Source organism: Kineobactrum sediminis (genome assembly GCF_002868715.1).
Classification (GTDB): Bacteria; Pseudomonadota; Gammaproteobacteria; order Pseudomonadales; family Halieaceae; genus Kineobactrum; species Kineobactrum sediminis.
The window spans coordinates 477,142-502,112 of the sequence record NZ_PKLZ01000008.1; the positions used below are offsets into that span (position 1 = coordinate 477,142).

Annotated in this window: 16 protein-coding genes; 6 read left to right on the forward strand and 10 right to left on the reverse strand. The window is 58.6% G+C overall.

Features of this window, described 5'->3' with window-relative positions:
* Positions 1-2: 2 nt before the first annotated feature.
* The gene (locus CWI75_RS11990) at positions 3-632 is read left to right on the forward strand and encodes a glutathione S-transferase family protein (RefSeq protein WP_101521721.1); all 630 of its coding nucleotides are present in this window, start codon (positions 3-5) and stop codon (positions 630-632) included.
* A 27-nt stretch (positions 633-659) separates the two neighbouring features.
* The gene (locus CWI75_RS11995) at positions 660-1,490 is read left to right on the forward strand and encodes an HAD family hydrolase (protein ID WP_101521722.1); all 831 of its coding nucleotides are present in this window, start codon (positions 660-662) and stop codon (positions 1,488-1,490) included.
* Positions 1,491-1,510: 20 nt separating this feature from the next.
* Here CWI75_RS11995 and CWI75_RS12000 read toward each other — a convergent pair whose 3' ends face one another.
* The 4 genes from CWI75_RS12000 to CWI75_RS12015 form a co-directional block, all read right to left on the reverse strand.
* Complete coding sequence (locus tag CWI75_RS12000) at positions 1,511-2,152, reverse strand: hypothetical protein (RefSeq protein ID WP_146003585.1); 642 nt, start codon at positions 2,150-2,152, stop codon at positions 1,511-1,513.
* A gap of 49 nt (positions 2,153-2,201) precedes the next feature.
* Positions 2,202-4,046 carry a serine/threonine-protein kinase gene (locus tag CWI75_RS12005; protein WP_162300060.1) on the reverse strand — a complete coding sequence of 615 codons (1,845 nt, stop codon included), beginning with the start codon at positions 4,044-4,046 and terminating at the stop codon, positions 2,202-2,204.
* A 90-nt stretch (positions 4,047-4,136) separates the two neighbouring features.
* On the reverse strand, positions 4,137-5,825 hold the full coding sequence (locus CWI75_RS12010; RefSeq protein WP_101521725.1) for a cation:proton antiporter: 1,689 nt from the start codon (positions 5,823-5,825) through the stop codon (positions 4,137-4,139).
* Positions 5,826-5,933: 108 nt separating this feature from the next.
* A complete protein-coding gene (locus CWI75_RS12015; RefSeq protein WP_101521726.1) occupies positions 5,934-8,630 on the reverse strand; it encodes a cation-transporting P-type ATPase in 2,697 nt (898 codons plus the stop codon).
* A 130-nt stretch (positions 8,631-8,760) separates the two neighbouring features.
* Between CWI75_RS12015 and CWI75_RS12020 the strand changes: the two genes are divergently transcribed.
* From CWI75_RS12020 to CWI75_RS12030, 3 genes are read left to right on the forward strand one after another with little or no spacing between them, the layout of a single operon-like run.
* Positions 8,761-10,530 carry a Vgb family protein gene (locus tag CWI75_RS12020; RefSeq protein ID WP_175580216.1) on the forward strand — a complete coding sequence of 590 codons (1,770 nt, stop codon included), beginning with the start codon at positions 8,761-8,763 and terminating at the stop codon, positions 10,528-10,530.
* Positions 10,531-10,535: 5 nt separating this feature from the next.
* Positions 10,536-12,461 carry a pyrroloquinoline quinone-dependent dehydrogenase gene (locus CWI75_RS12025; RefSeq protein WP_241521194.1) on the forward strand — a complete coding sequence of 642 codons (1,926 nt, stop codon included), beginning with the start codon at positions 10,536-10,538 and terminating at the stop codon, positions 12,459-12,461.
* Positions 12,462-12,492: 31 nt separating this feature from the next.
* The gene (locus CWI75_RS12030) at positions 12,493-14,445 is read left to right on the forward strand and encodes an outer membrane protein assembly factor BamB family protein (protein ID WP_241521195.1); all 1,953 of its coding nucleotides are present in this window, start codon (positions 12,493-12,495) and stop codon (positions 14,443-14,445) included.
* Here the strand turns inward: CWI75_RS12030 and CWI75_RS12035 are convergent.
* From CWI75_RS12035 to CWI75_RS12050, 4 genes are read right to left on the reverse strand one after another with little or no spacing between them, the layout of a single operon-like run.
* On the reverse strand, positions 14,427-16,793 hold the full coding sequence (locus CWI75_RS12035) for an efflux RND transporter permease subunit (protein WP_175580217.1): 2,367 nt from the start codon (positions 16,791-16,793) through the stop codon (positions 14,427-14,429). The two genes, CWI75_RS12030 and CWI75_RS12035, sit on opposite strands and share 19 nt — an antisense overlap.
* Entirely contained in the window at positions 16,790-17,998 is a 1,209-nt protein-coding gene (locus CWI75_RS12040) for a WD40/YVTN/BNR-like repeat-containing protein (protein ID WP_162300061.1), read from the reverse strand. The genes CWI75_RS12035 and CWI75_RS12040 overlap by 4 nt, the downstream gene beginning before the upstream one ends.
* Complete coding sequence (locus CWI75_RS12045) at positions 17,952-19,316, reverse strand: DUF1329 domain-containing protein (protein ID WP_101521729.1); 1,365 nt, start codon at positions 19,314-19,316, stop codon at positions 17,952-17,954. The genes CWI75_RS12040 and CWI75_RS12045 overlap by 47 nt, the downstream gene beginning before the upstream one ends.
* A gap of 23 nt (positions 19,317-19,339) precedes the next feature.
* Positions 19,340-21,199: a DUF1302 domain-containing protein gene (locus tag CWI75_RS12050; RefSeq protein ID WP_101521730.1), complete on the reverse strand. Its 1,860-nt coding sequence runs from the start codon at positions 21,197-21,199 to the stop codon at positions 19,340-19,342.
* Between the two features lie 190 nt (positions 21,200-21,389).
* Between CWI75_RS12050 and CWI75_RS12055 the strand changes: the two genes are divergently transcribed.
* The gene (locus tag CWI75_RS12055) at positions 21,390-21,860 is read left to right on the forward strand and encodes a pyridoxamine 5'-phosphate oxidase family protein (protein ID WP_162300062.1); all 471 of its coding nucleotides are present in this window, start codon (positions 21,390-21,392) and stop codon (positions 21,858-21,860) included.
* Here the strand turns inward: CWI75_RS12055 and CWI75_RS12060 are convergent.
* Positions 21,835-22,584, reverse strand: coding sequence for a universal stress protein (locus tag CWI75_RS12060; RefSeq protein WP_162300063.1), 750 nt, complete (start codon positions 22,582-22,584; stop codon positions 21,835-21,837). The genes CWI75_RS12055 and CWI75_RS12060 overlap by 26 nt on opposite strands.
* The gene (locus CWI75_RS12065) at positions 22,574-24,961 is read right to left on the reverse strand and encodes a Lon protease family protein (RefSeq protein WP_101521733.1); all 2,388 of its coding nucleotides are present in this window, start codon (positions 24,959-24,961) and stop codon (positions 22,574-22,576) included. Before CWI75_RS12065 ends, CWI75_RS12060 begins: the two co-directional genes overlap by 11 nt.
* Positions 24,962-24,971 lie beyond the last annotated feature (10 nt).

Consider the following 24,971-nt stretch of genomic DNA (forward strand, 5'->3'; position numbering starts at 1 on the left):
ATATGCTCGTTGTTCATCATTTAAATAATTCACGCTCCCAGCGCGTACTGTGGTTACTGGAAGAGCTGGCACTACCCTACGAAATAAAGCGTTACCAGCGTGATGCCGAAACCAACCTGGCACCACCGGAGCTTGAAGCCGTGCATCCACTGGGCAAATCGCCCGTATTGGGAGACGGTACCCGCACCGTGATTGAATCAGGCGCGATCATCGACTACCTGCTACGCCACCATGGCGGTGGCAAATTACTACCGGCCACGGGCAGCGATGAATACGAAGATTACCTGCAATGGCTGCACTATGCAGAGGGTAGCGCGATGCTGCCGCTGATGCTGAAAATGTACACGTCCCGTCTTGCGGATGGTGGCGCGGGCCTTCAGCCGCGCATCAACGATGAACTGAACCGGCATCTGGGCTATCTCAATCGGGCACTGGAGGGCACTGACTGGTTCGTTGGCAATGCCTTCAGTGGCGCGGATGTTCAGCTATCTTTTGTTGTCGAAATTGCCCCCTTGCTGCACACACTTGACCCCTTCCCTAATCTGGCTGCGTTCCGCGACCGTATCCATGCCAGGCCCGCTTATAAACTTGCCCTGGCAAGAGGCGGCGAGTACGCTTTCGGCCCCGGCTGAACGGGGCAGCACATACCTGGAGATACTGTGGAACTGGTTGTTTTTGATCTTGACGGCACATTACTGGATAAACGCTCACAAATCAGTCCCTATACACGGGAGACCCTGCAACTACTTGCAGAGCAAGGCATCGCCTACACGGTAGCGACTGGCCGGACACTGCATGCCGCCAGAGACATCCTGGACGGCCACGGTTTTTCCCTGCCCCAGATCTACAAGAACGGGGTAATGATCTGGTGCCCGAAAACCATCGATTACAGCTTCACATCCTTTCTGACCCAGAGCGAAATCCAGCATGTGCTGGAAGCCGTCCTGGCGCAGGAGGTAACGCCCTTTATCTTCACCCTGGAACCGGGCAATCGCCATGCCGTCTACCACACGCCCCTGCGTAACGATACCGAACGAAGGTTGGCAGCGGACTTTGCGAAGCGCTCAGAGGTAGCGGTACTGCCGGTGGAACAGATGCCCGCCACGGCCGATATTACCAATATCAGCGCGCTGGGGGCGCCCCAGGCTATCCGGACAATCGCAACACTGGTGGACTCGGAAGAAAATCTGGTGGCCTATAGCGGGGACGCCCTGGAGGGCCCCACGCTCAGCTGGATTGACATACACCACAGCGAAGCCAGTAAGGGGAGCGCTGTTACCCTGCTGAAAGCAGAACTGGGCATCGACAAAGTCGTTTGTTTTGGCGATAGCGACAACGACCTCAGCATGTTCGCCCTGGCTGACGAATGCTATGCGCCCGAAAATGCAAAGGTTGAAGTAAAAACCGCAGCCAGCGCCATTATTGGCCACCATGACGAAGACGGCATTGCCCATTTCCTGAGAGAGCGATTTGAACTGCCCGGTGCCTGATGCGCATCCGGGAACTCCTGTCAACGGCGAGCCAGAGCCACCAGCTGACCGTTACCATCGGAACCCACCTGCAATACCAGCTGCAAACCATGGCGCTGGTCGCCTACCCGGTCGCCATTGAGCATCAGGTCTGTACTCACCGGATAGACTCCCTGGGGTAATCCTTCGGGTAATGCGAAGCTGAATTCAGTGGTGAACGCGCCGCCTTTACCGGCATTATCTCCCGGCTTTTTAGTCATGCTGTTGAGCGCGACGCTATTGTCGTCATTATCCCAGATGGTAAGACGCTCCTGGATGTCGGCACTGGTGCCGCTGCTGCCGGGCACCACCTCCATGTGAGATTTAATCCGCACTCTGGTACCCGGCCGCACCGAAGACCCCGGCAATATTTCAGAACGATAAGACGTCACCCGGGGATTGACAGGTAAATCCTCATTCTCTTGCGCAAAGTCATCCAGCACTTCGGTATCGCTTTTTACCTGAACCGTGGTGTAGCCAATAATCATGTCCCGCACCAACTGGCTCGTAGTTTCGACCACCATCTCTTTGGCGCTGTCCTGGGCGATTTTTTGCACGGACTCCGCCAGGTCCTTGAAAAAACTGGCCTGGCTGGTACTGGCGGCTGCCATGGTAAGGCAAAATACGGTTGTTAATTTTTTCATTGTAAAGCTCCCCAGGGCCATCGTGGTCACGGTATGTGGCCACAACAACCTATTCAATGGCAATATTCTTTTTCGCCTTTTGCTGTGCCTCGTCAGCGCGCCTGATCATGGCACTGGCGTCAGGGTGGCGAGGTATGATGGCCAGCGCCGACTCCGACTTGGCAATACTGCAACTATAATTCTTCCGCTCCAGACAGTCCTGCGCTTCCTGCAAAAAGCCAGCCACTGTTGTCTCACGAAACTGCTGCTGTTGGCGAGCGCTGGCTACTGATCGCCGCAATTCCGTGGCACGGGAACTGTCGGGATTAGCTGCCAGCAGCTGCGCTACGCGGTCGTCAGCGCAGTCAAAGTTCCCGGATTCCAGGCAGGCACGCCCTTCCTCCAGCAGCAAATCGAGGCGCTGTTCACGGTCACGTGCAGAGGCCATGAGCTCATCATCCAGCGCATCAACCGCGCGCTGGATCGGGTATAGCTCTGCCGGTTGCGCCCCGGCCTCCCGGGCCTCAGCGAGGGCTGCCCGCGCACAGTCAACCTGCGCCTCGTCCAGGCAACTTTGGGCCTCCTGTAAATGGCCCATAATTTGCGTCGCCCGCTCCGCATCGACCCGGGCCTGTTCCGCATCGGCCTGCCCCTGTTCCGCCAATTCCAGAAGCCGGCCGGATTCCATATTTTCCGGAACCAGGCTTCTCACCACCAGGGCATTTTCAATGGCACACTTGAAATCATCGGTGTACAGGCAGTCTTTGGCGACCTGGAGCCGATTATCTATTGCGCGTTGCTGCTCCAGCTCGGTCTGGTGCTGCTGGTAAACAAACCAGCCACCGGCGCCAAGCGCCAACACCAACAGCGCCGCAATACTTTTAAACCCACCGCGCCGTTTTTGCGGCAGCAATAAAGTGCGGAAGGCGTCAACCGTTGGCGGACGCCGGGTTTTATCAATGGCCAGCCCTGCACTGAGAGCCTGCCATTCCCGATTATTCAGGCAGGCCGGACGGGCCGGCTTGAGGTTGCCGGCCTTCGCATCGGCGGCACTCTTGCGGTCATAGGGATGTTCCCCGGTCAGCATGACATACAACACACAGGCCAGGGCGTAAACGTCGTCACTAAAGCTCGGCGGCTCACCGTTTACCATCTCTACGGTGGCGTAGGCAGGCGTCAGGGCACCGAGATCACCTGCATCATAGTCGCTATTCATCGCGCTCTTGCCCGCTGCACGGGCAATGCCGAAATCGAGGATTTTCACCGTACCACCGGTGGTCACGAAAATATTACCCGGCTTGAAATCGGAGTGAATAAGGTCGCGCTTGTGCGCATAATCGAGTCCGGCGCAAAGATCCTTGAAGTAGCGCAATGCGACTTCCTTGCCGAACGGCGCCTCCAGCTTCAGCAAGCTATCCAGGGGGTCACCCTTGAGCAGCTCCATGGTCATGAAAATGGTATTACCGTCGCGGTCGAAATCGTGCACGGTAACGATATTGGGGTGCGCCAGTTTCTGGGACTTCACGGCCTCCTGTTGCAGTGAAACAAAAGCCTGGGGATGATCCTTGAAATTCTGGCCCAGCACCTTGACCGCGATATACGGATTGCGGTCCTCGGCCTCGACCTTGCGCAAGTCTCGAGCCTTGTATACCAGGCCCATACCGCCTTCCCCAAGCACATCCTCAAGCACGAAGCGCTTTTTAAGCAGACGGCCTGTCTCGGTGCGGGCTTTCTGCGCAAGCTGGCGCGCGTGATCGAACCCGGCAGAGGTCAGGGTGGAAGGCTTATACTCGGTATACTCTCCAGGGGGCGCCGGAGCAGCGCTCTTTTCACCCGGCAAAGACTCATCCGGATTCAGCTCAGTGGCATCCTCGTCCGGTGTGCCCGGCCCCTGATCGTCTTTGTTATCTCCCAAGCCTGTTACCCTCGCCTTTTCCATACAAAGTGTCACAGCACTTCGCCAAAAGCGCCCAGTATAGAGTCACCGGAGGGTTCGATAAAAGGCTCATCGCGGCATCTGCTCCATTAACCTGGCAGCGGCGAGTTCTGCGGCATCGGTGAACGGTGCCAGCACCAGGTCCGCGCCCTTATCTTTCAGGCCTTCGACATCGCTGACATAATGGCTGACTACTGCAATACGCCCTTTGAAGCCGCGCTCCCTGAGACCATTGATGACGAGCAGCCTGGGATCTTCATGAGTGATACCCAGATCGTGCTGAGGCAACGCGCTCACTACCCATTTCACATTATCTATTGGCAGTAATGCCAGGAATTCCTGGTTCGAAGCATCGCCAAAAACGGCGTCACCACCCTGCTCGCGCCAGCGGTTTACCACTTCGGGATTGAAGTCCACCACCAGTATCCGCAGATTCTGCTCTCCCAGAAAGTGTGCAATCGCCCTGCCATAGCGCCCGAGGCCAAATAGAATCACATCGTAATGGCGGGCTCCGAAGGATTGCTCATCAATCAGCTTTTCCCGGGTCGGGTTGCTGCGTTCGAATATTCCCAACGCGCTTTCCAGTAGCCGGTAAAGCACATGTGACCAGGTAATCATGTATACCGATATAGCGATAGTGATAAGCCCGACAAGGGTAACCAGCCCCAGTGCCTCGGCATCGACATGGCCCAGGGTCATGCCCATGGCCATAAAGATCAGTGAGAATTCGCTGATCTGGGCAACTGTGAGGCCGGCGAGAAAACCGGTGCGTTTGCGATAACCAAGAATAGCCAGAATTACCATGACAATCAGGGGGTTACCCACCAGGACAAACACCGAAAACACCATTGCCGGGCCAATCTGGGCACCGAGCAAACCCAGATCCAGCTTGGCACCAAGGGCGATGAAGAAAAACAACAGCAGGAAATCCCGCAGGGAGCCCAGTCTCGAAACAATCGCCTCGCGATAGGGCGTAGAGGCCAGGGAAACCCCCGCCAGCAATCCGCCCAGCTCTTTGCTGAAGCCAAGATAATGGCCGGCGGCAGCGAACAGCGCCGCCCAGGCAACGGTAAATGTCACCATCAGCTCGGGAGAGTAGGCAATTTGCTTGACCAGGGGGGTTGCCAGGTAGCGGATAAACAGCAACACAAATACCAGCATTCCCACACCGTTGACGACGGTACCGACAATACGCCCCAGGGCACCACCGTCGGCATTGTCGGCACCGACGCCTACAGAGGATAAAAGCATCATTGCCAGGACGACCACCAGGTCCTGGACAATCAGGAAACCGATCGCAATGCGCCCGTGCAGGGAATCCACTTCACGCTTGTCGGACAGCAGCTTGACGATAATAATGGTACTGGAAAATGTCAGCGCCACCGCAACGTAAATCGATACGATCGTCGTCATGCCAAGGGCACGCGCCAGCAAAAAACCGAACAGCGACGTGAAAAGTACCTGACCCAGACCCGTTGCCAGCGCCACCAGGCCAAGAGAGCGTACCAGCTTGAGGTCGAGTTTGAGGCCCACCAGGAAAAGCAGCACCGCAATCCCGAGTTCGGCCATCAGGTCAATGTTGTCCTGGCTCTGCACAATATTGAGAACAGAGGGCCCGGCGAGGATACCTACCGCAATAAAGCTTACGACCATGGGCTGGCGCAGCTGCAGGCCGATAAAACCCACGGCCGCAGCCAGTGACAACAGAGCAGCCCATTCATAAAATTGTGAGCTGTGCACAACAGCGAGGTCGATCACGTCATATTCCTTTTGCCATCAACCGACAGGGTAACCGGGCGCGTTGAAAAAATCGATAATACCCAAGCGCGGCGGGCGCTGCCTCGGGGCTGTTGCAGAAACAGGCAGCTAACGGGCCCGTCTTCGCATCAGACGCAGACGAAGCTGTTTCTCGATCTCGATAATGAACAGCAGGGCCACACCCACCGCGACAATTATTGCACCATCGCGCAGAGACACCGCCTCGGTGCCGAAGATAGCCTGCATGAATGGCGCATAGGTAATGGCAAACTGGGCAAGCACCACGACCGTGATCGTCAGCCAGACAAACGGTGTGCCACGCAAGCCGCGCCAGCTGAGAGAGGTGCCGTACAGTGTGCGAATGTAGAACAGGTTGAATATTTCCATCACCACGAGGGTGTTCAAGGCGATGGTCCGGGCCAGTTCAATGGAGTAGCCGCGCTCGATGGCGTAACTGTACATACTGAACACACCGGCAACAAACAGGCTCGAGATGAGGATTATCAGCCACACCAGATCGCCGGTGAGCAGGGGCTCGTCCCGAGACCGTGGTTGCCGCTCCATGGTGCCCGGTTCGGTGGGCTCGAACGCCAGCGCGATCCCCAGAGTGACTGCGGTAACCAGGTTAATCCACAGGATCTGTACCGGCGTTATCGGCAGGCTCATACCCAGCATTATCGCGACGATTATGGTAAACGCCTCACCGCCGTTGGTCGGCAACGTCCACGCCAACACCTTCTTGATATTGTCATAGACCGTGCGGCCCTCGCGTATGCCAGCCACAATGGACGCAAAGTTATCGTCGGCAAGCACCAGCTCAGACGCTTCCTTGGCCGCCTCGCTGCCGCGCTGGCCCATGGCAATACCCACGTCCGCGCGCTTCAGGGCCGGCGCATCGTTAACCCCATCTCCGGTCATGGCCACTGACATGCCGTGGCCCTGCAGGGCCACTACCAGCCGCAGTTTATGCTCGGCACTGGTGCGGGCAAACACGTCGCAGTCGAGCACGACATCCGCCAGGGCATCGTCATCCATGTCTTCCAGTTCTTTGCCCGTGAGTACCTTGTCGGGATTCTGCATCCCGATCTGCCGGGCAATCGCGGCCGCGGTACCCGGGTGGTCGCCGGTGATCATTTTAACCTTGATACCGGCGGTGTAGCATTCGGCAATGGCGTCGATTGCCTCTGCTCGCGGGGGGTCGATCAGGCCCGTCAATCCAAGCAGTACCAGCCCTTCCTCGACATCACTGCGCTCCAGCACCGTGTGCTCGGGAGGCACCGGCTTACAGGCGATCGCCAGCATTCGCTGGCCCGATTCCGCCATCGCCTCCATGCACTGATCCCATCTGTCCTGGTCCAGCGACTCATTGCCACCATCGGTCTTGCGCTGGTCCCTGCACATCGGCAACAGACGCTCCGGGGCGCCCTTGACGAAGATAAAGGCCTCGTTCTCATGGTTGTGGTTCAGCGTTGCCATATACTGTTCGGCGGAATCAAATGGAATACCATCGGTTCGCTCCCAGTTCCTTGACTCCGTCGTGCTACTGAGGTCAAGCTTGCAGGCCAGTGCCAGCAGAGCCCCTTCCATGGGATCTCCGGAAATCTGCCAGTCATCCTCGTGTTTATTCAGTTCGGCGTCATTGCATAGCAGGCCGGCAAGGGCAAGATGCTTCAGCTGGGGGTGATCCCCGGCGTGAACGGGGTTGTCATCCAGCAGTACATCGCCCACCGGGTCATAGCCCTCACCGGTAACGGTGAATTCATTTTCCCCGGTCATTACCGAGGTCACCATCATTTCATTGCGAGTGAGCGTGCCGGTCTTGTCGCTACAGATCACCGAAATCGAGCCCACCGTTTCCATCGCAGGCAAGCGCCGGACAATGGCATTGCGCCGGGCCATGGCCTGCACGCCGACCGCCAGGGTGATAGTCAGAATTGCCGGTAATCCCTCGGGAATTGCGGCCACTGACAACCCCACAACCACCATGAAGGTTTCGCCAAAGCCCATGCCGCCAACCCAGTAGCCATAGCTGAACAGCGCGCCTGCGATGACGAGAATCACCGCGGTCAGCCGCCGGGAGAATATTGTCATCTGGTTCAGTAACGGCGTGGTCAGGGGCTCCACCGTTTCCAGCATATGGCTAATCCGCCCTATCTCGGTCTGTTCACGAACAGCCACCACCACGCCGCGGCCCTGCCCCGCAACCACCATGGTGCCGGAAAAAGCCATGCAGCTGCGATCACCCAGAGCAGCATCCTCCGCCACCGGTTCGGTATTTTTGTCGGTGGCTACGGATTCCCCGGTAAGGATAGCTTCCTGGATGCTCAGGCTGCGGCTGCGCAGCAGGCGCAGGTCGGCGGGCACGCGGTCACCGGCCTCGAGCAGTACCACGTCACCCGGGACCAGTTCACTCGCATCAATACTGGTTCGATGATCGTCGCGCAGCACCTCGGCACGTGGCGCCAGCATATTGCGGATAGCGTTCATGGCTTTTTCGGCCTTGCCTTCCTGGATAAAGCCTATCGCCGCGTTAATGATCACGACAGCCAGGATCACCACCGTATCAATCATATGACCCAGCACCGCGGTAATAGCCGCGGATACCAACAACACATAGATCAGCAGGTTATGAAAGTGACCCAGAAAACGCCGCAGCGCGCTGGCCCGGGCGGGTGCTTCCCGTTCGGGGCCCAGGTCCGCGAGACGCTTTTCTGCCTCCCCGGGCGTAATCCCTTCCGGACTGGAATCCAGTGCCTCCAGTACTTCGTCCACCTTCTGGCTGTGAAACGCATTCTTGTCGGGCATCGGAATCCTTCCTGTTGTGGGAATCACCTTTCAGCTTAATACCGCTGTGGTCACAGCGCCACAAAGGCACGCCATGACGATACCGTCGCCACACGGTATAATCGAGACACTTGCACTGGTGGATACAATAATGAGAACCCGCTACTCCTTCGTACTATTACTGCTGGGCCTGCTCGCCGTTGGCACCGAGGCCGTAACCCTGAGGGTGACCAATCCCGAGGGGCAACCGATAAACCCCGCCATGGTCACCCGTACCCCGCTGGTCGTACCCGAAGTTGACACAAGCGATAACGGTTACCCACCTCACGGTGTCAGCAACCAGGCCGCGGTAGCCACAACTGCATTCACGGATGCCGGGGGCAGCGTCACCATTGATGACACCGCTACAGCTTCCAGCATCCGGATACGCGCCCAGGGCTATGTGGATGCGCATATCCAGGTACCACTCGATCAGCAGGATATTGCCGTTGTTCTGCAGCCCATGACCCCGGCACAGAAAGTGGCCAGCTATCCCTCCAATGTCTGGCTGTCCCAGTTGCACTTTGGCGGCGATGCCGAACTCAAGAAGACCTTTCAGCTCAACTGCGCTTTCTGCCATCAGCAGGCATCCCCGTTCATGCGCAATGAACGTACCGTCGACCAGTGGGTGAGCGTCATGGAGCGCATGAACAGTTATGGCGCCAGGTTGCCGGAGCCCGACCACAAGCCCATTGCCGAGTTGTTACAGCGTGAGCTGCGCGAGCTACGGGAACATCCGGGGCAGGTACCGGAGCCCCGTCCCTGGGATGCGCAGCTGGCACAGGTGGAGTATACCGAATGGCCCCTGGGTGACGGCTTTTCGCAGATGCACGACTTCCTGCTGCACCCCAACGGCTACGTCTATGTGGGCGACAATCTGTTTGATCGTATCTATGAGGTGGATCCGGAAACGGGCGCCTACACCGTGTACAAGGTACCCCATCACGAGGGTGCCAGGGTTGGCGGCATCCTGGGCAATCGCTTCACCGTATTCCCGAAAATGGACAACTACATGGGGGTGCACTCGTTTGCCTACTCGAAGAAGGATGGCGCCATTTTCATTACGCCCTCCATGCAGCAAGCCCTGCTGGAATTTGATCCGGTCACCAAGGCGTTCACCATTCACGACATGCCACGGGGCTACTATCCGCATACTATCCGCACCGATGACCAGGACCGGGTCTGGTTTACCCTGGCACTGTCGAACCAGGTGGCCATGTTTGACCGGGGTACCCGCGCATTCACAGTCTATGATCTGCCCGCACGCAGCATCCGCGAGTGGCTGATACTCAAGGCATTGCCACTGCTGTTCTGGCTGGACCCGGAAACCCGGCCACAGCCCTCCCCGGACCGCGATGGCACAGGCCTGCCCATGCCCTACGGTATCGACGTTGCACCGGACGGCCGGGTCTGGGTGGCGCGGCTGTATGCCAATGACCTGGCGGTCATTGATCCGAAGACGGACACAGTGAGCATGGTGGACTTTCCCTATGAAGGCCCCCGCCGCCTGCGCGCCGATGCCGATGGCAACCTGTGGATTGTCGCCTTCCAGGATTCCCTGCTGGTGAAATACAACCCGAACAGCGCTACCTACACCGATTATCCACTGCCCGTGGTCAACGAAATCCCCTATGCACTGAATGTGGACCGCGAGCGGGGCATGGTGTGGGTCAATGGTAACCAGTCCGACACGCTGCTCTCGTTCGAGATCGAAAGCAGGCAGTGGCAGGTATATCCCATGCCGCGGCAGCGATTTTTCACCCGCGATGTTGAAATCTCCGAAGCCGACGGTGCGGTGTATACCAGTAATTCCCACTTCCCCACCTGGCAATCCGAGGGTGGCACCCCCACCCTGCTACGGATTACCCCGCGCCGGGATTGACAGGAATGCGATGCTCGCTTGCATTGCAGCGCTGTCGCCTGGCGCTGGCACTGGTTTTGGCACTACACCCAGCCATGGCTGCCGGGCAAGACCAGGACTGGGGGTTCTACGGTGGTGATGCTGGTGGCCGCCACTATTCCACGCAGGCCCAGATCAACCGGCAGAATGTTGCCGACCTTGATGTGGCCTGGGTTTTTCGCAGTGGCGATGCCGCACGTTTTGGTGCTGAACTGGCCAACACCTCGGCCCAGAGCACTCCCATCCTGCTGCCCGAGGCTGCCGGTGCCAGCCTGGTCTATTGCACACCCTATAACCGTGTTATCGCCCTGGACCCGGGTACGGGGAAACAGCGCTGGGACTTTGACCCGGGCATTGATCGCGACGGCGAGCGCCCGTTTCGCTGCCGTGGAGTCAGTTACGCCGAAGAGCCCTCAGCCCCCGCGGCAAGCCATTGTCGCCATCGCCTGTATATGGCCACCCATGATCGCAGGCTCTGGGCCATTGACGCCCGCGACGGCCGCCCCTGCGCAGGCTTTGGCGATCAGGGCCGAATAGCGTTGCACGGCAGCGTGGACACGCCCGCTGGTGAGGTCAGCAATTCCTCTGCCCCGGTGATCGCCAATGGCGTTATCGTCGTCGGCTCCAGCATTATCGATTTTGCCCGGGCCACAACGCCCCGGGGCACGGTACAGGCCTTCGCCAGTCGCGACGGCCGCCTGTTATGGCAGTTTGATCCCCTGCAGGGCCAAGCGCACAGCGGCAGTGCCAATGTCTGGGCGCCCATGTCGGCCGATGCCAAACATGGCCTGGTGTTTCTACCCACCAGCGCACCATCACCGGACTATTACGGGGTTGACCGCCCCGGCGCCAATCCTTCTGCCAACAGCGTCGTCGCCCTCGAGCTTGCCACCGGCAAGCTGCGCTGGCAATTCCAGCACGTACGCCATGATTTGTGGGACTACGATACCCCGGCGCAGCCTATCCTGTTCGACTGGACGCGCGATGGTACTCCCGTGCCCGCACTTGCCCAGCTTACCAAACAGGGGTTTGTGTTTGTGCTCAACCGGCTTACCGGTGAGTCATTGTGGGAAATCACCGAACAGCCGGTACCACCGTCGCAAATCCCCGGTGAGATCACTGCCCCCACGCAGCCCAAACCCATCGCTCCACCGCCCTTGCTGGACGGCTTCCTGATGCCCGCGGATGCCTGGGGACTAACACCGCTTGATCGGGCTGACTGCCGCAGGCAATTGAGCAACCTGCATAATCTGGGGCTGTTCACGCCCATCAGCGAGACCCTTACCCTGATGTATCCGGGCAGCCTGGGTGGTGCCAATTGGGGCGGCGGCGCGCTACTCGGCGATAGCGGTATCCTGCTGGTGAACGTCAACAATATCGCGTTTACCGGCAAACTGATCAGGGAGACCGCAAGTGCCATACCACAAGGCAGTCACCCCGCTGCGGGCCAGCGCATGCGGGTGAGTATGCAGGGCACGCCGTATGCCGTGGAAATCGGCAGCCTGCAGTCGTTCCTGGGCCTGCCCTGCAACCCGCCGCCCTGGGGCAAGCTGGTGGCAGTGGACTTGTATGGCGGCACCATTGCCTGGGAAACCGCGCTCGGGTCCGTACATGAGATGGGGCCGGTTACAGCTCCCTTTCAGATTGAATGGGGCACACCCAACCTCGGTGGCGGTATTGCCACCGCAGGAGGGCTGTTCTTCATTGGCGCCACCATGGACCGACAAATACGGGCATTTGACGTGAACACCGGTAACACCCTGTGGCAACACACTCTACCCAACGATGCCACCGCCACACCCATGACCTATCGCTACCAGGGCCGCCAGTATGTGGTGATCAATGCCGGTGGCCACACCATGTTCAACCGCGGCCAGGGCGATTACCTGTACGCCTTCGCCCTGCCCGAATGATCCCCTGCGCCTGCCAACACCGGAGCCTGCCGTGAAGAAGACCCTGTTGCTACTGATTCTGCTCGTAGGTGCTGCGGCGCTGTGGCTGGCCGGCAGTGGGGGATTGCAGGACCCGGGCAAGTCGCTTGAGGCCTTTGCCATGCGCCATGCCGACAAACTGCCGCTGGAGTACTTTGGAGGCCGGCTTTATGAACAACATTGTGCAGGCTGCCACGATAACCCGGCGATGAAAGCACCTACCCGGCAGGCCCTGGGCAACCTGTCGCGCGAGGGCATCATGGTATCGCTGGAATTTGGCAAAATGCAGCCAATGGCGGCACACCTGAGCAGGCAGCAACGCGGGCTGATTGCGCTGCACCTTACCGGCTCCGCCGAAGGCATCTACGATTGGACTGATGATATTGCCTGTACTGAGCCGGCAGGCAAAGATAAAACCGTTCTCGCAGGGAACTGGGGATCGGGGCTGGCCAACCGCCGCTTCGTTACCGAGTCGGTGGCCGGCATTGATCGGGATAATGTTGGCCGCCTTGAACTTGCCTGGAGCCTGGCCCTGCCGCGGGTCACCGACATGCGTTCCCAGCCGGCCATCATCGGCGACACCCTGTACCTGGGCGACCGGGCGGGGATGCTCTATGCCCTCGACCGAAAAACCGGCTGTGTGCGCAACCACACCGAAATCATGGCCGGCGTACGCTCCGCCATTACTGTGGCCCGCCTTGCGAATGGCCGCGACCTGCTGGTCTTTGCCGACTCCCTGGCCAACCTGTTTGCCATTGACCCCGACACCCTGGACACCGTGTGGCAGGTATCGGCCAAAGTGTTCGACACCTCCGTGGTCACCGGCTCCATCAGTTATTACAATAATCGCCTGTACGTGCCGGTGTCGTCCTATGAGGTGGCCGTGGCAGGCAGCCCGGATTATGTGTGTTGCCGGTCCCATGGCGCGGTACTGGCGCTGGACGCCGACAGCGGTAAAACCGTGTGGCAGTGGCACGCAACGCCCGATGCCACCCTGCAGGGCCAGAACGCCGATGGCGTGGACTGGTATGGTCCTTCAGGCGCCGTGGTCTGGTCTACTCCAACCATTGACCCTGTGCGCAACCGCCTTTACGTCGGCACCGGCCAGAATCTGTCCGAACCGGCCACGGATACCAGCGACGCGATCATTGCGCTGGATCTTGCCAGCGGTGAACTGGTGTGGCAGTTTCAGGCCACCGCTGGCGATGTCTGGAACGCCGCCTGCCAGAATGACGGCGCCAATTGCCCTGATGATCCCGGCCCCGACTTCGATTTTGGTGCTTCGGTTATCATCGCCGACCAGCCGGATGGCCGTCAGCTACTACTGGCGGGGCAAAAATCGGGTGAAGTATTCGCCCTTGACCCGGACCCGGCTGGCGCTACCGGTGAGCTGGTCTGGCGTCGGCGGGTGAGCCTTGGTACCACCAACGGCGGCATTCACTGGGGTATGGGGTTGTCCGGCACCCGGCTGGTCATTCCGGTGGCCGACCCTGAAAGGGAGCGCCCTGGCTATACACCAGCGCCGGGGCTCTATGCTTTGGATATCAGCAACGGTGAACTGCTGTGGCAACAACCGGTTAACCGGGACTGTGAGTTTCCCCAGGAACACCGGCCCCTGGTTGGGTTGGCCCAGGTACGCTCGGGCAAAAGCCAGCCTCTGGCGGAACAATACCGCTGCTCTTTTTACTACGGGCTGTCAGCCGCCCTCACGGTAACGCCGGAGCTGGCCTTCAGTGGTGCGCTGGACGGCAGGATTCGCGCGCATGACCTGCGCGACGGGAGCATATTGTGGCAGACAGCCACCGCAGTGCCCGTGAGGGCCAGCAACGGTCTGGAGGGGCACGGTGGCGCCATCGATGTCGGCGGCCAGATAGTCGCCGGCCGCTGGCTCTATGTGTCATCCGGTTACAGCATGTTCGGGCAGCTGCCCGGCAACCTGCTACTGGCCTACCGGGTAGTTGACTGAGCCTCCAGCTGGCGGTGATTGAAAAGCCATACCAGCGCCGGCAAGAACAGCAGTGCGCCGAGCATGTTCCAGAAAAACATGAAGGTAAGCATCAGGCCCATATCAGCCTGGAACTTGATGGGTGAGAACATCCAGGTGCCCACGCCTACCGCCAGGGTAAGGCCGGTAAAAGCCACCGCCGTACCGCTGTACTTCAGCGCGTAAAAATAGGCTTTTTCCAGTGAGTTTTCATTACGCATCTGTGTCAGCAATGCGGAGTAAATGTAAATACCGTAGTCCACACCAATACCCACCCCCAGGGCAATAACCGGAAGCGTAGCCACTTTTACCCCTATGCCCAGTGCGGCCATCAACGCCTGGCCCAGCACCGATGTCAGCACCAGAGGCACAATGATGCAGGCCGTGATTTTCAGTGACCGGAAATTAAGCAGGCACAGCGCAATGACTACGCCATAGACCCACAACAGCATTTTGGTCTGGGCATCGCGGATAACAATATTGGTAGCCGCTTCGACTCCGGCGTTACCCGCCGCCATTTCAAAGCGGTGAGCATCGGTATTGTATTGCTCGGCAAAATCCTCCACCGCGGCGACCACTCCGCTCAGGGTATCTGCCTTGTGATCATCCAGAAACAGGATCACCGGCACCATTGAACAGTCGGTATTGCGCAGGCTGTTGGGCGCATTGCTCAGGGAATTATTGAGGATAAACCGGTTGCGGCTGATCTCGTGCCATTTGGGGCTACCCTCGTTCATGCCCTGGATGGACAGCTTGGATACGTCCACCACCGACATCGCCGACTGCACCCCGGGCACGGTGTTCATCACGCCCTGGAAATAATTGACCGCCGAGATGAACTCGTAACTGCTGCATTGCTGGACCCCGGTGCTGGCCATCACTACAAAAACATCAGTACTGGTGGAGTAATTTTCCGTGAGAAAAGCGTTATCGCGGTTATAGCGCGAGTCCGGACGCAATTCCGGTGCCCCGGGATCGAGGTCACCTATCTTCTGGAACTGACCGTAGTAAAGACCGCCGGCAAAAAGCACGGCACAGACGCCGATAATGGTGAGCGCGGGGCCTCGCCGTGTGGTCCTGGCCAGCAGTTCCCAGTGCCTGAAACGGGTATGCGCCTTGGTTGAACGATAGCTGATACAGCGATCTGATACACCGGTAAAGCTCAGCACCAGTGGCAGCAGTATCAGGTTGGTCAGCACCAGCACGGCGATGCCGGTAGCCGCTACCACGGCCAGCTCCTGGATCACCGGAATCTCGATGACGCGCAGTGTATAAAACCCCACACCGTCGCTCACCAGGGCGATAAATCCCGGCTTGGACAGCCGGATGAAGGTTAACCGCGCCGCTTCAACTCGCGACACTTTATGGTATATGAAATGGCCAAAGCGATTGATGATCTGTACCGAGTGGCTGACACCCACGGCAAACACCAGAAACGGCACCAGCATCGAGTAAGGGTCCAGCCCCATTCCCATGACCTTGAGCAGGCCCATCTGCCAGACCACCGCAACCGTTGAGCACAGCAGGGCCGCCGAGGTCAGCCAGCCACAGCGGGAGTAAATGAACAGCATGATCGCAGTGATGGCAAAAGCCACCAGGAAGAACAACCCCACCAGGGTGGCGCCTTCAATCAGGTCACCAATCAGTTTGGCAAAGCCGGTGATACGAATGGTGATGGTGTCGGACTGGTACTTATCCCGTACCATTTTTTCGAGATCCTGCGAGAACCGGCGGTAATCAAGCCGCTCGCCGGTTTCCGGGTCGATCTCGAGCAGCGGTGCGACAATGATGGTGGACTTGAAATCATTGGCTACCAGGCGCCCTATCTGTCCGGACTTGAGTACATTCTGGCGTAGCTTCTCCAGGGTTCGCTCAGTGCCGTCGTAGTCGTCGGGAATGACGGAACCACCCACAAAGCCCTCTTCGGTGACTTCCATCCAGCGTGTGTTGGGGGTCCACAGGGATTGCAGGGCCGAGCGATCGACGCCTTTAACGTAAAAGACCTCGTCGGTGATACGCTTAAGCAAATCCTGGTATTCGGCGGTGAAAATATCATCTTCGGTGGTTTGAACGATGATCCTCACCGAGTTGCCAAGGCCTTTGAGCTCATCCTGACGCTTCAGGAAATTCTGGATATAGGGATGCAGTACCGGCAGCATTTTCTCGAAGCTCGCGTCGGGCTTCAGCTGGCTGGCCTGCCAGGCAAAAAAAGCGGTAACCACAGCCAGCAATATAATAAGCGGCAACCGCACCCGCATCAGGAGTGTGCCCAGCCAGGGCCGTATACGCCCGTCTTCCGGTTCTACTTTGATACTTTCATGTTCCGTCACAGCGGTTCTGCCTCTGCCAGGGGTACCAGTCCACCCATCCCGACCAACAGGACATCACCCTGGGCGTTTTGTACCGCCGATGACAGGGTTGCTCGCGAGGGATGCTGCCAGCGCTGCACGGTCCTGCTTTCCGTATCGGGGACGAGGATCGTGCCACCCGCTCCCACTAACAGCGCGTTGCCATCCTCGAGCAGGGTGCCACCATAAAAACTTGAGCGACCGGGATTTTCAAGCTCCACCCAACTCCGGCCGCCATCGAGGGAGCGGAATATGTGACCTCGTAAACCGAAGGCGAGCACGTCTTTGGCACGCGCCAGTACGCCGAACAGGGTGCCGTCGTACACACCTTCTACCCGCTCCCAGGTAATACCGTTATCGCCTGAGTAATAGAGCAAGCCGGCTTCACCGCTGAGATAAAGACGCCCATCCGCAGCCGAGGCAATGTCGTAATAATGATAACGGTAGGCATTGTCTATGCCGGCAATCGCAATATCCCAGTTGGCCCCGCCATCGGCGGTGCGGTAGAGCATGCCGTAGGCACCTACCGCAAACCCGGCCTCGGCGGAGGTAAACAGCACATCCAGAAAGGGATCGGCGGGGCCGATGACCACGGCGTCCGCTGCATCCTCTGCCGCAAATGTCGCATCTTCAAGCGCCAGTTCCAGGGCTTCCCTGACGCTTTCGTCCGTGGCTTCCATCAGGGCCTGCTCAAGCCGCTCAACCTCCGCCAGGGTATATTCGACATATTTCGCGTTCACCTGGTTGCCGTCGAGTTGCAGAGTCCAGCTCTCACCACCGTCTGCGGAGTGGAGGATCGTTCCGGCATGACCCACAACCCAGCCGTGATCGGGGCGGGGGAAATGAACGGCTGTCAACGCGATACTGACCGGTACGTCGGCCTGGCGCCAGTTGCGGCCATGGTCATCACTGATAATCACCAGGCCCCGCTCACCCACCGCCACCAGGCGATCGCCGGCGCGGGTAATATCGAGCAGGTGCATTTGGGCCGGTTCATCAAAGGCAATGGCCGGCAGGAAGGCAAAATCCTCTGCAGCCTGCAACCGTGGCGACAGCAGCAGGCACACCGCCATCCACACGCAAGCCAACTGGGTCAGCGTCACCCGGCGGATGTTGCAGCATACCACCAGGCGCCGGGCCCTAGCGACGACCGGCACGACGCAGGGCAGACGGGGTGAAATCTTCAAAGCTGGCCGCATAATCAAATTCGTATTGGTATCCATCTTCTTCGTTATCCAGACCAATGACGATGTAACGACCCGAGATAAGGTCGTGCAGGGCTTCAGCCGCAATCCAGGGCACTGCAACCTGGTAATGCAAAACCTTGTGACCTTCCTTCACCCGCCATAATTCACCGCGGCCGTCATAGTGGTCTACGACTGCTATCTGCCAGGTATCTTCATCAACATAAAAGGTGCGACGAGCATAGATATGACGAGCGTCGTCCTTCAATGTTGCTTCTACCACCCATACACGGTGCAGTTCATAGCGCAGGTATTGGGGGTCCATGTGTCCGGCTTTGATGATGTCATCATACTTCAGGTCACCGCGGCGCAGAGTGTAGGCATTGTAGGGAATATACAGCTCCTGCTTACCCACCAGTTCCCAGTTATAGCGGTCCGGGGCACCATTGAACATGTCCAGATCATCAGCAGTGCGCAGGCCATCGGCGGCTACGCCGGGGCCGTCATAGGCGATGTTTGGCGCCCGGCGCACACGGCGCTGGCCGGCGTTGTAAACCCAGGCCGAGCGAGGCTCCTTAACCTGGTTGATGTTTTCGTGTACCAGTAACACATCCCCTTCAAGACGCGCAGGCGCAAGAACTCTCTGTAGAAAAACGAACAGGCGGTTGGGATATGGGTTGTCGGGAACCCGGTTGGCGAACAGCGCCTCTTCCTCGAACAACACCGGGGAAAAGGCACCCCCCGCCTGTACCGGGGCCTGGATATAACGCCGCTTCACACCCAGCGGGGTACGATAGCGGGTAATGTGGTTCCAGATCACTTCAAGGCCGTTGGCCGGAATGGGAAAGGAGATACTGGCCTTGAAGTCCACCAGGCCATTGCCACCCGCCACCAGGTCTGTTTTGGTTGCCCACTCCTTGATCAGGTCATATTCACTGGGCGGCAGCCGGGCGCTACGGCGGGTGGGATAGACCGGCATGCGGTAGGTGTCGGGGTAACGATCGAACAACGCCATTTGCCCGGGGGACAGCTTGTCGGCATATTCATCAAGGTTATCGGCCGTAATGGTGAACAGTACTTCGTCATCGGCATACGGATCGATCAGGCGCTGCCCCTCCCGGTACGCCGCCGGAAACTCCTGAAGCCCCCCCTCCCATGGAGGAATTGTACCTGCCGCATTACCCGCTCGCTCCGCGCCCACCGGGGTGAGTTCATCGCCGCCCAGTTTTGCCGCCTGCTCCGGGCTGATCTTCGCCAGACTCAGCCCGCTGCCGAGCCCCAACAACGCGCCAAGTCCCAGGGTTACCAGTGTCTTATTCATGCATGCACTCCAGTTGTTACCATTCAGAACGCTACCGAGAAGCTCAGTGAGAGGAAATCCCGATCTTCCTGTTCATCATAGTCCGCGTTAAAAAAGCTGGTGTAGGAAATCTCCGCGCGATAAATATTCAGGTAGTCGGCGATCACCCCGACGCTCACCGCAATTCGGTCTTCAATGAAATTGGGTGCCGGTGAATTACCGCTCACATCGTGGGACCACGCCACATTCGGGGTCATGTTAATGCCCGCCAAGACATCCGTATAATCGAGACTGGCGCGAACGCGATAGCCCCAGGAAAAATCATCGGTGAAGCCGTCACTATTACAATAACTGCTGTTTGTATTCGGGCGTATACCGGCGAATGCCTCGGCGGCCGGGTGCGAGTCACACGCTACCGGTGAGCCTGGCCAGAGAAAGAAGTCACTTTCAAACGGCTCGAATTCACCAACACCGTAAGCCGGTGAGCGGCCATAGTTCTGGTTGCTGTCCATGCCACCCAGCCATACCCCACCGATTTCGCCGGCGAAGGACAGCCGCTGGGCGCCAAGAACCTGGTCAAAGAACTGGATAAAGGTCATCTGGTATTGGGTATAGGAGACATTGTCAAAACCCGACAAGGTGCCGCCCGGGCCCGCTTCCAGCGAGCGCGGCAATACCCGTGACCACTCCGCTGCCGTGCCCAGGGAGACTGCCTGTAGAATCTCGGTGGTGTTGATCTGCAGGGGAAAGTCCGGGCGGTGGCTCAGCTCACCCGATATCGCCCAGCTACCCAGGTTGGTAACGAAGGTGAGGCCCCACAATTCAATATCTTCCGGAAACTCAAAGAAAAAGTCCGGGTTGGCGCCGAAGTTTACCGGCAGGCCGAAGTTCTCCGTGGCATTGGTTGCACTCAGGATTGGCGTACGGCTGTGGTAATTCATGTAGTAAAGGCCAAATTCCGTGGAATTCAGGGGCTCCACGAAATAACGCAGGGCCAGGCCCCACTGCCCTGAGTCCGACGCTTCCCGATCATCTCCCCGCGGTAAAGTCAGGCCCAGATCCTGTTGCGCACCGTCGGGTACGGCAGTCGAAATGGTCAGGTAATCACAGCCTCCACCGTAAGGGTCAGCTGAGTTCCAGTACGTACCGCATTCGTCCAGAATGGTACGCTCCCAGTTGTACTGGTAAAAGCCTTCCACACTGAGATCGAAAGTAACGCCCAGATTGGCATATACCATGCCCACGGGCAGCAGCGCTTCCTTGACCTCAGACCCCGGTTTGCGCAGTGCGGTGACATCAAACGGGTTGATAACATTGACGCCGTTCTGGATAAAGGTACTTTCCCCCCAGCTCAACACCATATTGCCCGCCCGCAACTCCAGCGGCATGGTGCCGAGATCAAAGCCTCCGTAAAGATAGTAATCAAGGAATTCAATGCCCTGTTCCTGGGCAAGATTCTCAAAGCCGGACATATCCAGGGTGGCATTGGGCACGTAATCATTGGCGGCATGGCCGTGGGGCACCGTGCTTTGATCGAGCTCGTAGTCGTACCAGTACTTAATCCGGGTAAAGAACCCGTAGTTGTCTTTGCTCAATTCAAGATCGTGGACACCCTTGAACAGCAGGGAGAACATATCGCCACTGTCATAGTTCAGGTTGCCATCGTCGGCCGTACTGGATGAGGCACTGCCGCGGCCATTCGTGTTTCCCGGCGAGAGCACTCCCAGGGACGCACTTTCCGTTCGCCAGCTCGCGCCCACCGACAGGGTAGAACTCAGGTTGCCTTCAAACGGGCCCAGGTCGAACGTCACCGCGGCAGCCGGCAGGGTTGTTGAAGCGGCCAGCAGGGCCAACACCATGGGGGACTTGTTAACAAACCGATTACAGCCAGGTGCTGCTTTCATCAGTACTACTCCATTTTTATCGGATATTCTGGAAAACCAGGCTCGCTCCAGCCACTATGAACATTCAACCAATGAATAACATTGTCCCTGATCAATATTTAATAGATCATTACTGTGCTGTCCAGCATCCCGTACGTTAATAATGCGGCCCTTTTCCAGCTCCCGGGAAAAAAACCATGTCTGTAAAACCATGTCTGTAAAACTGAAAGGCCCGTGGACGCGGGCAGAAACTGATGCCTTTTTGCAAAACTGCTCCTGGCCGCTGCGCCTGGCCTGTACCGGCGCTGATGGCTACCCACGGGTAGTGTCCGTCTGGTACCGCTTCCATAACAGCACCCTGCAATGCGTGTCTCACCGCAACTCCGCACTTGTGCGACTGATCGAGCGGGACCCCCGCACCGGCTTTGAGCTGGCACCCAACGATCCGCCCTATCACGGCGTCAGGGGCCAGGGGCGCGTTAGCATGGCACCCCTTGGCGACAGCGATGTGCTGGAGGCCTTGCTTGATCGTTACCTGGGTGACCAGGAGTCCAGAGTCGGCAACTGGCTGTTATCCCGCAAGGACGAGGAAATGCTACTGACCATCACACCTGAACGCCTGTTCACCTGGGACTACAGGCAGCGGATGGCCGATGTTACGACGGATCCGGCACCACGATAATGGGCACCGGTATTCTCGCCAGCAGGTCGGGGTCCTGCCCGCAGAGACGGTCGAGTTCCGCGCGATGCAGCAGCAGAGCGCCGCTGCGGGCGTCCGCCAGAGTGCGCTCCAGGGAGGCTGCATTTTGCGCTGGCAACTGCTCCACCCGATCACACAGCGGCAATCCCAGCAAGCCTTCCGGAACATGATCCGACAATACCCGTAACGGGCCGTGATTGAGCGGCCGGCGCTCATCCCAGATAAGCACCATGCACGGCGCCTGCAGAATCAGGGCACGACACGTTGACCCCAGGCGCACACCGCCGTAATGCCCTGCACTACTGGCTTTCCCGAGCACCACCAGATCACCGGGCGCCGCCAGGGATAAGGCCTCGGTCACGATTCTGCCCCGGCTTACGCGCAATGAGTGATGAATTTGACGGCCCTTCACCGCCTCGGCCAGGGCATGTGTGACTCGCTCGCGCTGTCGGCCAAGGCTGGATTCCACCTGTTCCGGTGACAGCGGCCGGGTCAGCCCCGAGTGTCCCCCTACCTCCAGCGCAAACGGAAATCCGGCGGAATGGAGCAGATCCATATCTTCAACAAATAACGCTACCAGCTCTTCCTGGCGTAGCGTCGCGAGTTCCACAGCCGCACGCAACGCCGCCAGGCTGTGCCGCGATGCATCGAGTAGGGCCAGCACTCTGCGAGCAGAGCGTTGCGCGGGTTCAATCTCACTCGTCATTGCCATCCTCCCGGTCTTTGCCGCCGTTATCGGTCTTTGCCTCTTTTACGGCTTCACTGAAGGCAGCAAGCCGGTCCCGCACCTTTTCATCAATGCTGTCCATGCCCAGGCCGGTCAGCAGCGTCAGGGCCTGGTCAACATTATCGATGGCGTAAACCCTGAAAGACCCATTGGAGATCGCGGTCCGCACCTCCGATTTCAGCATCAGATGCTCCACGTTGGTGGCGGGCAACAGTACAGCGTGACCCTCGATATCACCTCGCGCCGCGCAAACATCAAAGAAGCCTTCAATTTTTTCATTGACTGCACCGACTGCCTGCACCTGCCCATGCTGGTTGATAGAGCCGGTCACGGCAAAGGCCTGGTTCAGCTCCACTCCGGCAATCGCCGATATCAGTGCGCAGACCTCGGCCACCGAGGCGCTGTCACCCTCAACGCCGCCATAGGACTGTTCAAAGGCAAGACTTGCGGACAGGGACAGGGGCTTGTCTGCGGAATAGCGGTTGGCGAAGTAGCGGGAGATAATCATGACCGCCTTGGAATGGATACGGCCACCGGTTCGCGCCTCGCGCTCTATATCCATCACCTGGCCACTACCGGGGCGCGCCGTGGCGGTGATCCGGGAAGGCTGGCCGAAAGCGAAATCGCCAAGGCTCAGCACGGACAACCCATTGATCTGGCCTATAACGGCACCGGTAGTCGAGATCATTACCGTGCCGCGATGGATCAGTTCGTGGCTGCGCTCGCGCAGGCGACTGGCGCGCCACAATTGCTGGGTAACCGCCTGTTCAATATGCGGGCGCCCAATCACCGGAGAATTCGCTTCACAGGCCCAGTGCTCCGCTTCCAGCAGCAGATCGCGCAATTCGCGATGTCGCGCAGTGAGCTTGCACTGGTCGCTGGCAAGCCGACTGGCGCGCTCGATGACGGCAGCCACACCCCCGCGATCCAATGGCCGCAACGCCGACTCGCGCGCCAGTGTGGCTAACATGCGTGCGTAAAAGCCCTGGTTGGCCGGATTGCGCTCAAGCTGGTCTTCCAGGTCCGCCTGCACCTTGAACAACTCGAGAAACTCCGGGTCGTGTTCGCACAGCAGGTAATACAGCAGGCGTTCACCCAGCAAAACCACCTTCACATCCAGCGGGATAGGTTGCGGTTCCAGGCTCACGGTACTGATCAGGCCATAGGCCTGTTCCAGTGACTCGGTACGGATTTCATTGGCTCGCAGTATCCGTTTCAGCGTCTCCCATGCCCCGGGCTGGGTCAGTAGGGCGCGCACATCAATAACCAGGTAACCACCGTTGGCCCGGTGCAGGGCACCGGCGCGGATCAGGGAGAAGTCGGTGATGAGTGTACCGTTGTGTACGTGGTGCTCTATACGCCCCACCAGATGCTGGTGACTGGGGAGATCCTGGTAAACCACCGGTGCGCCAGTGGTATCGGCGTTATCAACCAGCAGGTTGACCTGGAATCGGCTGAACAACCCCTCCGGTGCCACCTCGGGTGATTCGCTGATAAAAATGTTGACGTGGGACAGGATGGCCTGGCGGCAAGCTTTGAAATGCGCAAGTACTTCCGCTTGGGCCGCGTACCGCCGCTCCAGTTCTGCCAGCGGTGCGCCAATTACCGCTTCCATCATCTCCGCATTCAGTGCCTCCATTTTTTCGCGCAGCTCCCTGGCCAGCATGGGCATCTGGCGGATAGCCTGGGTGAGCCGGCGTTGCAGCGCCTCAACGGTCGCCTCTATCCGCTCTCGCTCTTGCTTTGGCAGCGAACGGAAAACTTCCGGGGTCATCATGTCCTCGTTATTACCCTTGTCATCCGCCTTGTTATCAATCGGGGCAAAGGTAAACCCATTGGCGGTTGATACCAGCAGAATGCCCTGCTCACGGGCGTCGCGACGAATCTCCTCTATCACTTCACGCTGCCGCTGGCTCGTGCTCTGGTTCATTTCCTGCAGACGATTCTGGTACTCCTCGCTCTCAAACAGGGCCGGGATCGCGGTGCGCAACTCGTCAATCAGCTTTTCAATGTCCGCCTGCAGCTTGCTGCCAAGTCCCTGTGGCAACGCCAGGTATCGGGGTTTGGAGGGATTGTCGAAGTTATAGAGGTAGGCCCAGTCACCGGGCGTTGTCTCATACCGGGCGCGATCCGCCAGAAACTGCCCCACCAGATCGTGCCTGCCGTGAGCGGGGTCACCCAGCACATAGAGGTTGAATCCATCACTCCTGATGGAGCTGCCGAAACCCAGGGCATCCCGCGCTCGATCATGGCCACAGAGCAGATCAAGCGATTCGAGCTCGCTGGTGATTTCGAAGTTGAGCGTATCCTCTGAACAGGCTCGGTAAACATCTTCCACCCCCAGGGGTTCCAGCATGTCAAATCTC